The following is a 12,367-nucleotide window of genomic DNA, read 5'->3' on the forward strand; positions in this document are numbered from 1 at the left end:
CACCTGACGGCTCGGAAAATGCGGAAAACAAAGACAATTTAGAGTATGTCCTGATCAACCTGATCAGGACATACTCTAAGGGTTACCGGCAAAGCCCGGCGATATGCCGGGCCGCGACCGTCGCGCCATCCTCGGCCGCGACGACGGCGGCGGCCCGCCGCGCCGCATCGGCCATGCCGGGCGATGCCAGCACCGACGAGAGCAGCCTCGCCGCGCGCGCATGGTCGAAGGTCTTGCGATCGAGGATCGCACCGACCCCGGCATCGCGCAGCCGGGCGGCATTGTCGAACTGATCGCCATAATGGGGCACGACGATCTGGACGCAGCCGGCACGGAGCGCCTGGCCGGTGGTCCCGATCCCGCCATGATGGACGACCGCGGCGGCGCGCGGAAAGATCGCCGAATGCGGCGCATAACCCATGACCAGACAGTCGCCGTCGCGCCGCGACGGCCCCGCCTGCCCGGTCAGCATGATCGCGCGTCTGCCGATGGCCCGGCTCGCGGCGGCAGCCTCCGCATAGAAATCCCCGGCCGCGGCGACCGCGACCGAACCCAGCGTGAAGATGAGCGGCGGATCGCCGCCGTCGAGGAACGCCTCCAGTTCCGGCGCGATCGCCTCGTCGGCGCCGCTTTCGCTGTCGAACAATGGAAAGCCCGACAGGACCGCATTGGCCGGCGCATCGGGCGGCAATGCGCCCAGCGCCCGCGACCAGCAGCAGATCGTCGCCGCGGTCGCCACGCCATGATCGAGCAGGGGTGCGCCGATGCTCGGTCCAAGCCCAAGCCGCCCGCGCACCGCGTCGATCGGCCCGGCATAGCGCCGCCGCAACATCGTCCGTCCGAGCGCATAGGCCGCCCGGTTCCAGCCCCGGCCGATCGTGGTGCGCGGATGGTGCCGCATCATCTCGAAACGGGGCGCGGTCGGCGGCTGCCATGCCGAGAACAGGGTCATCGGCTGGAGGATCACCGCCGCGAGCGGCAGGCGCCGCTTCTCGGCGACGATGCCCGCCGCGAAGGTGAAGATCGAACTCGCCAGGACGTCCGCGCCGGCCGCCAGTTCATCGAGCGCGCGCGTGCTCGCATCGAGCGAGGGCATCAGGATTTCGTCGACCACGAAATCCGGATCGGCGATCAGCCGGGTGGCGGCCTCGGCCGCGCTCATGCCCAGCCGATCGCAAATGGCGGCATAGCTCGGGAGGATCGGCGCCGCCTCGAGTCCCGCAGCGCGCACCTTCGCGACACCATCTTCGGGCACCGCCAGCACCACCTGATCGCCCTGCGCGACGAGCGCCCTGCCGATCGCGATGAAGGGGTGGAGATCCCCGAGCGAACCGATGGTGGCGAGGACGATGCGGGGCATGCGGCGAGCCTTATCATGCCGGCTGGCGCGATGGCGAGCGGGGCGACCTACGACTCGACACTCTTCCGCTAACATACAGATAAACATGGCCGACTTCGTCATGCTGAACTTGTTTCAGCATCCACCGAGCGACGGGGGAACGTTCCCGAGTATGAGAGTGGATGCTGAAACAAGTTCAGCATGACGGTGGAGGGGTAGTCTGCGCCCAGCCTTCGAGCGGTGCGCAATGCTCGCTAATTCGCCTTGTCGCGGATGAAGTCGAAGTGGATCCGCACCCAGGCACCGATCAGGGTCTTTCCGCCGACCCGCGGCGGTCGGACGCGGAACTGCCAGGAGGCCTGGCGCAGCGCGCGGGCGAGGCCGCTGCCTGTCGGCGAGTCGCCCAACTCCCGACAATCCTCGACGCGGAAGTCGGCGATCGTACGGCAGGCCACCTCGGCCCAGCTCCCCCTGGGTACGGAGCGCGGCATATAGGTGGCCATCTCGGCATCGGTCGGCTCGCGATACCATTCGGCACGGTAGAGCTTCTCGCCACCCGGCCCCTGCCCGGTGCCCTCGTCGTCGCCCTGCCTGTCGCCGACCCCGTTGCCGGCGCCGGTGGAGGCCGCCGGATGCGGTATCCTGCCGATGTCGGCGGCGGCGAAATCGGCGCTGTTCATCAGGATCATGTTGAGCGGAACGACCGGTTCGACCGGCGGCTTGTCATGCTTGGCCGCGGCCGCAGCGGGGGCCTTGGTCGCGGTCTTCGGCGCGCCGCCGGCGTCGTGCTGCTTGTGCGCCTTCTTCTTGGAGGGATCCTCCGACGGCAGCAGCAAGGTCGTCAGTATCTGTGGCTTGGGCAGGCGCATCGCCGGCGGCGCCAGCGTCAGCAGCGCGATCAGCACCAATATGTGGATGATCACGACCAGCAGGATCGCGAGCGTGCGGCGCTCGAACTGCTCGCGCCGGAATTTCGGCAGGAATCGGGAAAGGGCCGAAGGCATCGGAAGAATCGCCTAGAGGGATTTCGGACCGAGTGAAATCACCCAGTGCCCCGGAAAACGCGCAAAAACACACAAATCCGAAATTTCGCACCGATGGACTCGGCCGACAGGTCGAACGGCGCGAAAAGCCATAGCGAATCTGGACGGGAGATTAACCGTTCCGAACTGTGCGCAGCCAGTCCCGTCCAGCGATCGGCAAGGCCTATTTCGCGCAGTCGGCCGCCGCGATCGCGGTCAGGTTGACGATCCCGCGCGCGGTCGCGGTCGGGGTCAGGACATGCAGCGGCTGGGCGAGCCCGAGCAGCATCGGCCCGATCACCATGCCGTTGCCCGAGGCGCCCATCGCGGTCAGGGTGATGTTGGCGGCGTCGAGATTGGGCATCACCAGCAGGTTCGCCGACCCCTGGAGCGGCGAGTTGGGCACGAAGCGCTTGCGCAGCGCCTCCGACAAGGCGGTGTCGGCATGCATCTCGCCATCGACCGCGAAATCGACGTTGCGAGCGCGCAGCAGCTTGAGCGCGGCGCGCATCTTGCGCGCGCTCGGCGTGTCCGACGCGCCGAAGTTCGAGTGCGACACCAAAGCCGCCTGCGGATCGAGACCGAAGCGGCGCACCTCAGCCGCCGCCAGCGTCGCCATCTCGGCGATCTGTTCGGCATCGGGATCGGGAATGACATGGGTGTCGGTGAAGAACAGCGCACCGGCATCGATGATCAGCGCCGACATCGCATAGACCCGCTCGACGCCCTCGGCGCGCGGCACCACCGGCAGCACCAGCTTCATCTGGCCCCACCATTCGCTGTTGCCACCGACCACCGCGGCGTCGACATGGCCGGTGCGCAGCAGCATCGCCGCGGTCACCGACGGACGCCGGTAGATGCGGCGCTCGGCCTGGTCCATCGTCACTCCGCGCCGGGCAGCGAGATGCTGATAGGGTTCGACCAGCGCCTGGAGCAGCGGCCCGCCCGCCATCGGATCGACGATCTCGACGTCATGATCGAGCCGCCAGCGCAGCCCGAGCTTGGCGAGCCGCTGGGTGACGATCTCGCGCCGGGCGACGATCACCGGCCGGGCAAGCCCTTCGTCGAGCACGGTCTGGATCGCGCGCAGCACGCGTTCGTCCTCGCCCTCGCCATAGACCAGCCGCGGGCATTTGGCGGCGGCCGCCGAGAAGACCGGCATCATGATCTGGCTCGACCGCCAGCTGCGCCGCTCGAGCGTGCTGCGATAGGCGGCGAGATCGGCGATCGGCCGACGCGCGACCCCGCTGTCGGCGGCGGCCTTCGCCACCGCCGGCGCGACCTCGAGCATCAGCCGCGGGTCGAACGGCGACGGAATGATCTGGCCGGGACCGAATTCGGGGGTGGCGCCGCCATAGGCCGCGGCGGTCAGTTCGTCGGCGGGCAGCCGCGCGAGCAGGGCGATCGCCTCGGCCGCGGCGACCTTCATCGCCTCGTTGATCTCGGTCGCGCCGACGTCGAGCGCGCCGCGGAAGATGAACGGGAAGCAGAGCACATTGTTGACCTGGTTCGGATAGTCCGAACGGCCGGTCGCGACGATCGCGTCGGGGCGCGCGGCCCGGACCAGCTCGGGCATGATCTCGGGCTCGGGGTTGGCGAGCGCGAAGATCAGCGGCTTTTCGGCGAGCAGCGGCAGCCATTCGGGCTTGAGCACCCGCGGCGCCGACAGGCCGAGGAAGATGTCCGCCCCCGGCAACACGTCGGGCAGCGCGCGCGCATCGGTCTGGCGGGCATAGCGCGCCATATTGGCGGGCATGTCGGGGCGGCCGGCATGGACGACGCCGTCCTTGTCGGTGAGGGTGACATTGTCGATCGGCAGGCCGAGCGCGACCAGCAGGTCGACGCAGGCGAGCGCGGCGGCGCCGGCGCCCGAGGTCACCAGCCGCGCGTCGGCGAACGACTTGCCTTGCAGCAGCAGCCCGTTGCGGACCGCCGCCGCGACGACGATCGCGGTGCCGTGCTGGTCGTCATGGAAGACCGGGATGTTCATCCGCTCGCGCAGGCGCCGTTCGATCTCGAAACATTCGGGCGCCTTGATGTCCTCGAGGTTGATCCCCCCGAAGGTCGGCTCGAGCAGCGCCACCGCGTTGACGAAGGCGTCGGTGTCGGTGGTGTCGAGTTCGAGGTCGAACACGTCGATATCGGCGAATTTCTTGAAGAGGACGGCCTTGCCCTCCATCACCGGCTTCGACGCCAGCGCGCCGATCGCGCCCAGGCCCAGCACCGCGGTGCCGTTGGTGATCACCGCGACGAGATTGCCGCGCCCGGTATAGTCGAGCGCGCGATCGGGGTCGGCGGCGATCGCCTCGCAGGGCGCCGCCACCCCGGGCGAATAAGCCAGCGCGAGATCGCCCTGGGTCGCCATCCGCTTGGTCGCCTCGATGGCGAGTTTCCCCGGCCGGGGTAAGCGGTGATATTCGAGTGCCGCCGAACGGATATCCTCGTCCATGGCCATCCTTTCGGTGTGGGTCGGGCGAGCCCCATAGCCGCCTGCGCAGCCTACGTCATGGGGGTAAAGACGCTTTTTGTCGGACAATATCGGAGAGGGCCGAAGAGAACGGCGTTCACGCGATGTGAAGGTCCTCCCCATCGCAGATGGGGAGGGGGACCACCGAAGGTGGTGGAGGGGTTATGCGGAAGCTCGACGACTGCGAGGGGTTCACTGTCGGAAAACCCCTCCACCATCCTGCGGATGGTCCCCCTCCCCACGCTGCGCGCAGGGAGGATCGTGACGGCAGCCCGACACCTACGCGAGGGGTTGAGAAGAAGCTCAATACCTCGCGCGAACGCTCGCGAAGAAACTGCGGCCGGGTTCGGGGAAGCCGTCGGTCAGGACATGATAATCGTCGAACAGGTTGCGCGCGCCGACGCCGATCTCGACCCCGTCGATCACCTCATAATCGACCCGGATATTGGCCTGGACATAGGAACCGGTGCGATAATAGCGAACGGTGGTCGGCGAGGTCGGGAAATAGGTGTCGAGGGTGGTGCGGTTCGACGCATATTCGACGCTGGGCAGGATCTTCAGCGCGGCGATCGGCGACCAGCTCGCATAGGCAAAACCCTTGTGGGTCGGCACGTCGGTGAGCGCGAACACCGGTACCGTGACCGCCGCGGCCGAAGCTATGTCGAACTTGCGGCGGATATAGGAATAGTTGCCGCCGAGCTCGATGCCCGGGGCGACGTTCCAGGCAATCGAGACCTCGCCGCCATAATAATGGCCGTTGCCGAGGTTGCGACGCTGGCTGGTGCCGGCGGGGAAGCCGGTCGGACGCACCGCGACGATCGCGTCCTGGACGTCGCTGTAGAAGATCGCGCCCTCGACCCGCGCCGGGCCGACATTGCGCGACCCGCCGATCTCGTAATTGACCGCGCGTTCGGCCTTGAGGCCGGGGTTCGACGCGGCGGTGCCGAACTGGGTGCTGAACCGTTCGAAGATGGTCGGGAAGCGCGCGCGCCGCGAGATGCTCGCATGGAGGCTGGTGTCGGCATCGGCCTGCCACTCAAGCTTGCCCTGCCAGTTGAACGCGCTGGCATTCTCGATCGGATAGCTGAACAGCCGGGCGGCCCCGCCGGTCGGCGGCACGCCATATTCCTCGGCCTTCTTCAGGTCGCGCCAGTCGAAGCTGATGCCGGTGGTCAGCGTCAGCGCCGGCGACAGCGCCAGCCGGTTCTCGGCGGCGGCGCTATAGGTGTCCTCGAGATTTTCCTGGTGCGGCTCGGTGGTGCCGGCCGGGAAGCTCTGCTGATATTCGACATGCTTGTCGCGGCGATAATGCATCGCCAGGCTGAGCGTGTCGGCATCGGTGAAGGCGACGTCGAGCTGCGCCGATCCGCCATAGGCCTTGTCGGCATAATAGCTGTTGAACGCACGGCCGAGCGTCTGGGTGGTCTGGGTGCGGTTGTCGAACGACGACAGGAGATTGTCGAAGGCGTTGCGATAGGCGCGGGTCTTCAGGGTCGCGCGGTCACCGAGCGCGGTCGTCGACAGGAAATAGATGCTCTCGATATTCCAATAGGGCCAAGTCCAGAAACGCGGGGTCGGCGCACCGGTCGGCAGCGGGGTCGCGACCGGATCGGTGACGTGGAGCGGCGCATTCTTGCTGCCTTCCTGCCGGGTATAGCTGATCGAATATTCGTCGGTGTCGTTGGGGGTGAAGCCGGCCTTGGCATTGACCCGCCAGTCGCGCGACCGCGAGAAATCGCGCGCGCCGCCATCCTCCGCCGATCCGGCGACCGGATCATAGCCGCCCGGCAGGTCCCAGTGGCTGGTGAAGCTGCGGGTATAGCTGCCCTGAAGATAATATTTGTCCTGGCGCGTGCCGAGCAGCGCGAAGACATTGTAGCCGGCATAATCGGCGTCGCTGTCGAGATTGAGCGTGCCGCGCAGCTCGGCCTCGATCGGCTTGGTCGGCTTGCGGGTGACGAGGTTGACCGCGCCGCCCATCCCGCCGGGCCCGTCGAGCACCGAGACATAGCCCTTGGCCACCTGGATCTCGGCGATGTCGGGGGTCAGGAAGCGGCCATAATCGAGCCGGTTGTCGGCGGGCAGATAGACGCGGATGCCGTCGATCGAGACCGGCACCTGGAACCGGTCGAAGCCGCGGACGAAGATCAGCCGCTCGTTGCGCGACCCGCCGCTATTGCCCGCGGTGACCCCGGGGATCAGGTTCGCGGCATCGTCGAGCGTCACCCGGTTGAAATTGTAGATCGCCTCCGACGACAGGGTGGCGGTGCCGATCTCGGTCCCCTGGGTGCGCGGGCCGGTAACGATGATCTGGCCGAGGTCGAAGGCGGTGCCGTCGCCGGCGCTCGCCGCCGCATCGGCAGCATCGGCGGCAAAGGCGGGCGCCCAGGCGAGCGAGGCCGCGGACAGGCAGAGCAAGGTCGAGAAGCGCATGATAGTCCCCTTTTTCGGCCGCCATACGCGACTCGTTATATGCGCCCCTATACATTAGTTGCCGCGCGCGTCATCCCGGGCGATAAGGCGCCGGTGGCGATGAGGAGACCCGCTTTGGGCAAGACGATCTGGCTGGCAATGACGATGGCGGCGCTGCCGCTGGCAGGTGTATCGGCGCAGGACATGGCATCGCCGCCGGCCGCCGCCTGCCCTGCGACGCCCGCCCCCCTGCCCGCCGCGCTGGCCGGCTGGAGCAGCCGCACGCCACTGACCGCCGCCGCCGAACCGGCCAAGATCGATGCGGCAACGCTGGTCCCCGGCCAGGCGGTCGATGCGACGCTCATCTCGACCGCCGACGTCCATTATGCGCTGCGCCCCGAAAAGCCGGGCGGATCGGTCAGCTATGGCGGGATGTTCGGCTTCACCGTCGTCGACAAGGGGCTCTACCGGGTCGCGCTCGGTTCGGGCGCGTGGATCGACATGCTTCAGGACGGCAAGCCGCTGCCGTCGGCGGCGCATGGCCATGGCCCCGATTGCTCGGGCATCCGCAAAATGGTCGATTTCACCCTCGAACCCGGTCGCTATGTGCTGCAGATCGCCGCCAACGGATCGCCCGCGCTGCCGATGCTGCTGACCCGCCTGCCTTGAGCCGACGGCCGCGCCGGTTCTGGCTGGCGATCGCAACGCTGGGCTGCATCGCCGCCGCGCCCGCGACCGACTGGCGCTGGGCACTCGCACCCGGAATCGCACCGCCGCCGGTCCCCGCCGGCAATGCGATGACCGCGGCCAAGGTCGAACTCGGCCGGCGGCTGTTCTACGACGCCGACCTGTCGGTCGACGGCACGATGGCCTGTTCGAGCTGCCACGAACAGCGGCGCGGCTTCGCCGACGGCAACCGCACCCGGCCCGGGGTCCATGGCGATCCCGGTCGGCGCAACGTGCCCGGCCTCGTCAATGTCGGTTGGATGGGGCCGCTGACCTGGGCCGATCCCAGCCTCCAGACGCTCGAGGCGCAAGTGCTGGTGCCGGTGTTCGGCGACCATCCGGTCGAAATGGGGATGAAGGGCAGCGAGGCCGAGGTCGCGCGCCGTTTCGGCCGCAATCCCTGCTATGTCCGGATGTTCGCCGCCGCCTTTCCCGAAACCGGCGGCCGGATCGACATGGCCGGCGTGGCGATGGCGATCGCGACGTTCGAGCGCAGCATGGTGTCGCACGCGACCCCCTATGATCTTTATCGCCGCGGCCAAAAGAGCGATTTTCCGCCGATCGCACGGGCCGGCGCGACGCTGTTCGCGGCGCGTTGCGCGTCCTGCCACCAGGGCGCGAATTTCACCGATGGTGGCTTCCATGCCGTCGATACCCGCCCCGACCCGCAGGACGCCGGGCTCTTCGAGAAAACCGGGCGCCCCGCCGACCGCGGCCTGTTCCGCACGCCGCCGCTGCGCAACGTCGCGCTGACCGCACCCTATCTTCACGACGGATCGGCGCCGACGATCGCCGATGCGATCCGCCGTCACGCGATCCCCCAGCCCGACGAAGCCGGCATGACCGCGCTGGTCGCCTTCCTGGTGCGGCTGACCGATGCCGGCTTCGTCAACGATCCGGCGCTGGCGATGCCCGACCAGGCGTGCGGCAAGCCGCTCTGACCAGCCTTCGCACCCACTTTGTCGCAGCGCACGTCACCGCCGATACAAAGCCGATACAAATATGTCGGCGCCGACATCGCATAGCGCCGCGCTGAAATCGCACGATGGGCAGCTCGGTTACATCCGGTTCCAGAGACAGCTTCGGAACAGGGATTTCATCATGGCCATCATCGACACGCTCGCCCGCAAGACCATATTCTTCTCGATCGTCGCGTTCGACGCGGTGCTGCTGCTGAATTTCATGGTTCCGCGGCACTGACCACCGTCGGCCACGCCTGGCCATGGGCGACCGCAATTTGCCATTGGCAACATTCCAGGGAGAAACTTTTCCGGTCGCGAACGATTGGCATAATCAAGTAGCGACAAAGCAACGGCCCGCCGTTAACAGACAATTTACAATTCAGCGGTGGGCCATGCCCTCGGGGCATGAGCGGGAAGGACCAGTCTTGGCGGTTTCCGAGATCATTCCGGCCAATGAGGGCGAACGGCTGGCGGCATTGCGCCGCTACGATATTCTCGACACCCCGCCCGACGGGGCGTTCGACCGGGTGACCCGGATCGCCGCGCGGATGTTCGACGTGCCGATCGCGATCATCAGCCTGGTCGACCATGACCGGATCTGGTTCAAGTCGCACCACGGCGTCGATGTCGAACAGATCGCCCGCGATCCCGGGCTATGCGCCTCGGCGATCCTCGGCGAAGGCCCCTGGATATTGAACGACGCCAGCGCCGATCCGCGCGCGCTCGCCAATCCGCTGGTCGCGGGCGAATTCGGCCTTCGCTTCTATCTCGCAGTGCCGCTGCGCACCCATGACGGCCATGGCCTGGGCACATTGTGCGTGATCGACCAGCAGCCGCGCGAGGTGACCGAGGACGAGATCGCCCAGCTCACCGACCTCGCGGCGATGGTGATGGACCAGATGGAGCTGCGGCTCGCCGCCCGCCGGGCGATGGAGCGGGTCCAGACGATCCAGCGCGAGATCGATCACCGGCTGCTCACCAGCCTCCAGTCGCTGTCGCTGATGCTGGCGATGCAGTCCGACGCGGCCAGGGACCCCGATGCCCGCAAGCAGTTGCGGATCGCCGCCAACCGCACCACCGCGGTCGCCGACTTTCACAGCGCCTTCTTCAGCGTCGAATCAACCGAGCGGGTCGGCGGACTCACCTATTTGCGGCGGCTCAGCGTCGGCCTCGCCGACATGTTCGGCGCCGAGATCGAGGTCGACGGCACCGAAGTCATCCTCTCCCCCGGCCAGATCCAGTCGATCGGCCTGATCGTCCATGAACTTGTGTCCAACGCTGTCGCACATGGCGGGCCGAAGGTGCGGCTGTCTATCGATCCCGACGGCCTGGGCCAGCATGTCCTGACCGTCACCGACAACGGCCCCGGCCTGCCCGAGGACTTCACCCCCGAAACCAGCACCGCCGGGATCGGGATGACGGTGATCCTGGCGATGGTCGAGCAGCTCGAAGGGCGGCTGACCGCCGCCGACAACGCGCCCGGCCGCGGTGCGCGGTTCGTCATCGGCTTCCCGGCGACGATCGGCGTGCGTTAGGGTTGGCACGCGGATAAAGCTTGACGGGGAACGACATAAATAGGCTGTCATCCTGAATTTGTTTCAGCATCTACTCTTCCGCTCGGGAACGGTCCCTTGTTGCACGGTGGATCCTGAAACAAGTTCAGGATGACGAAGAAAAGACTCCCCCCTTTTCGCTGGAGACCAGTTCCATGACGCGGCGCGAACTTATCGGCATGGGTGGGGTCGGCGTCGCGGCGGTCGCGCTGGCCGGCTATTATGGCCTGACCCGCACCACCGCAGGCGCGCCGCCCGCGCCGGGATCCGCCGGCCGCTATCCGGTGCGCCATAGCGACGCCGAATGGCGCGCGAAGCTGAGCCCCGCGGCTTACGCGATATTGCGCGAGGCCGGCACCGAAGCGCGCTTCACCAGCCCGCTGCTCGGCGAGCATCGCCCCGGCAAATTCACCTGCCTGGGCTGCGACCAGCCTGTGTTCGACGCATCGACCAAATATGACAGCGGCACCGGCTGGCCGAGCTTCTGGGCGCCGATCGACGGCGCGGTCGCGACCGGCGCCGACGGATCGCTGGGCATGTCGCGGACCGAGGTCCATTGCAGCCGATGCGGCGGGCATCTCGGCCATGTCTTCGACGACGGGCCGCAGCCGACCGGACTGCGATACTGCATGAACGGGGCGGCGATGGGCTTCGCGCCCGCCAAGGCATAAGGGGAAACGAGCGATGCGCGAGATCTTCAACGGCGCGATGCGCGCGATCAGCAGCCTGATCGGGCTGGCGATGATGGCGATGGGCGGGGTGTGGATCCTGCAGGGCTTCGACCTCGCCTTCCGGGTCGGCTTCATGGTCGGCGACAAGCAATGGGTGCTGTGGGGCGCTCTGCTCGCGCTCGTCGGGCTCGGCCAGATCATATGGGCCAATAGCCGCCTGAAATAGGCACGGGATGGACGCGATGTCCGATCGCCTTATGAAGGGGCGATGACGACTCCGCCGCAGATTTCCGGGCTGTTCCGCTATCCGGTCAAGAGCCTGGGCGGCCATGCGCTCGCCTGGGCATCGATCGAGCCGCGCGGGATCGCCGGCGACCGGCGCTGGATGGTGGTCGACGAGACCGGCCGCTTCCAGACCCGGCGCGAGCTGCCGCAGATGGCGCGGATCGCGGTCGACCATGATGGCGACGGCCTGCTGTTGTGCCACCCCGAACTGGGCACGCTGGCGGTGGCGCGGCCCGACGAGCATGCCGGGTCGATCGAAGCCAAGGTCTGGCGGGATCTGCTGCCCGCACGGATCGCCGGAGGCGCGGCCGACGCTTTCCTCTCGGAGGCGCTCGGCAAGCGGGTCCGGCTGGTCCACCAACCCGATAGCAGCATTCGGCCGGTCGATCCCGCCTATGCGCAGCCGGACGACCATGTCAGCCTGTCCGATGGCTTCCCGCTGCTGGTCACCACCGAGGCCTCGCTCGCGGCGCTCAACGCCAGCCTGCCCGCGCCGGTCGGGATGGACCGGTTCCGGCCCAATCTGGTGATCGCCGGCACCGGTGCCTGGGACGAGGATCGCTGGCGCCGCATCCGCATCGGCGGTGTCGGCTTCCGGATCGCCAAGCCCTGCTCGCGCTGCATCATCACCACCCAGGATCCGGCGACCGGAGAGCGCCACCACGACAATGATCCGCTGACGACGCTGCGCGCGATCGGCCGGATGGCGAAGGGCGGGATCATGTTCGGCCAGAACGCGATCCCCGACGGCCCCGGCGAGATCGGGGTCGGCGATGTCGTGGAGGTCCTGGAGGCGGGCGAGAGCAATCTGGGGTGAGGGGGGACCGGTATTGCCCCGTCGCCCCGGCCTCCGTGTATGGACCGGGTACAAGGTGAACAGCGTTCGGAGACATGGTGAACACATTGGCATGGGCAGGAGGAGCCGATGCC

General features: G+C 67.6%; 10 protein-coding genes. 6 read left to right on the forward strand and 4 right to left on the reverse strand.

Annotation, left to right across the window (positions count from 1 at the left end; translation table 11 throughout):
• Positions 1-82: 82 nt before the first annotated feature.
• From AC1RM6_RS19075 to AC1RM6_RS19090, 4 genes are all read right to left on the reverse strand, one after another.
• Positions 83-1,360, reverse strand: a complete 1,278-nt coding sequence (locus AC1RM6_RS19075) for a glycosyltransferase (RefSeq protein WP_493104074.1) — start codon at positions 1,358-1,360, stop codon at positions 83-85.
• Between the two features lie 233 nt (positions 1,361-1,593).
• Positions 1,594-2,343, reverse strand: a complete 750-nt coding sequence (locus tag AC1RM6_RS19080) for a hypothetical protein (RefSeq protein WP_493104076.1) — start codon at positions 2,341-2,343, stop codon at positions 1,594-1,596.
• Positions 2,344-2,545: 202 nt separating this feature from the next.
• Positions 2,546-4,810: an NADP-dependent malic enzyme gene (locus AC1RM6_RS19085; protein ID WP_493104078.1), complete on the reverse strand. Its 2,265-nt coding sequence runs from the start codon at positions 4,808-4,810 to the stop codon at positions 2,546-2,548.
• A gap of 321 nt (positions 4,811-5,131) precedes the next feature.
• Positions 5,132-7,261 (reverse strand): TonB-dependent receptor plug domain-containing protein, encoded by a 2,130-nt coding sequence (locus tag AC1RM6_RS19090; protein WP_493104080.1) that lies wholly within the window; start codon positions 7,259-7,261, stop codon positions 5,132-5,134.
• A 114-nt stretch (positions 7,262-7,375) separates the two neighbouring features.
• Here AC1RM6_RS19090 and AC1RM6_RS19095 point away from each other — a divergent pair, with 114 nt between their 5' ends.
• From AC1RM6_RS19095 to AC1RM6_RS19120, 6 genes are all read left to right on the forward strand, one after another.
• Positions 7,376-7,909, forward strand: a complete 534-nt coding sequence (locus tag AC1RM6_RS19095) for a homogentisate 1,2-dioxygenase (RefSeq protein ID WP_493104082.1) — start codon at positions 7,376-7,378, stop codon at positions 7,907-7,909.
• Positions 7,906-8,907 carry a cytochrome-c peroxidase gene (locus AC1RM6_RS19100; RefSeq protein ID WP_493104084.1) on the forward strand — a complete coding sequence of 334 codons (1,002 nt, stop codon included), beginning with the start codon at positions 7,906-7,908 and terminating at the stop codon, positions 8,905-8,907. The genes AC1RM6_RS19095 and AC1RM6_RS19100 overlap by 4 nt, the downstream gene beginning before the upstream one ends.
• A gap of 446 nt (positions 8,908-9,353) precedes the next feature.
• Positions 9,354-10,463, forward strand: a complete 1,110-nt coding sequence (locus AC1RM6_RS19105; RefSeq protein ID WP_493104086.1) for a sensor histidine kinase — start codon at positions 9,354-9,356, stop codon at positions 10,461-10,463.
• A gap of 173 nt (positions 10,464-10,636) precedes the next feature.
• Positions 10,637-11,152, forward strand: coding sequence for a peptide-methionine (R)-S-oxide reductase MsrB (msrB, locus tag AC1RM6_RS19110; RefSeq protein WP_493104088.1), 516 nt, complete (start codon positions 10,637-10,639; stop codon positions 11,150-11,152).
• Positions 11,153-11,165: 13 nt separating this feature from the next.
• A complete protein-coding gene (locus tag AC1RM6_RS19115) occupies positions 11,166-11,378 on the forward strand; it encodes a hypothetical protein (protein WP_493104090.1) in 213 nt (70 codons plus the stop codon).
• Between the two features lie 42 nt (positions 11,379-11,420).
• Positions 11,421-12,254 carry an MOSC domain-containing protein gene (locus AC1RM6_RS19120; RefSeq protein WP_493104092.1) on the forward strand — a complete coding sequence of 278 codons (834 nt, stop codon included), beginning with the start codon at positions 11,421-11,423 and terminating at the stop codon, positions 12,252-12,254.
• The last annotated feature ends 113 nt before the right edge of the window (positions 12,255-12,367 follow it).

Source organism: Rhizorhabdus sp. GW822-FHT03C02 (assembly GCF_058801765.1).

Bases quoted from the DNA above. Each gene is read 5' to 3' on its own strand.
- AC1RM6_RS19075 (WP_493104074.1), bottom strand. From the start codon at position 1,360: ATGCCCCGCATCGTCCTCGCCACCATCGGTTCGCTCGGGGATCTCCAC.
- AC1RM6_RS19080 (WP_493104076.1), bottom strand. From the start codon at position 2,343: ATGCCTTCGGCCCTTTCCCGATTCCTGCCGAAATTCCGGCGCGAGCAG.
- AC1RM6_RS19085 (WP_493104078.1), bottom strand. From the start codon at position 4,810: ATGGACGAGGATATCCGTTCGGCGGCACTCGAATATCACCGCTTACCC.
- AC1RM6_RS19090 (WP_493104080.1), bottom strand. From the start codon at position 7,261: ATGCGCTTCTCGACCTTGCTCTGCCTGTCCGCGGCCTCGCTCGCCTGG.
- msrB (WP_493104088.1), top strand. From the start codon at position 10,637: ATGACGCGGCGCGAACTTATCGGCATGGGTGGGGTCGGCGTCGCGGCG.
- AC1RM6_RS19115 (WP_493104090.1), top strand. From the start codon at position 11,166: ATGCGCGAGATCTTCAACGGCGCGATGCGCGCGATCAGCAGCCTGATC.
- AC1RM6_RS19120 (WP_493104092.1), top strand. From the start codon at position 11,421: ATGACGACTCCGCCGCAGATTTCCGGGCTGTTCCGCTATCCGGTCAAG.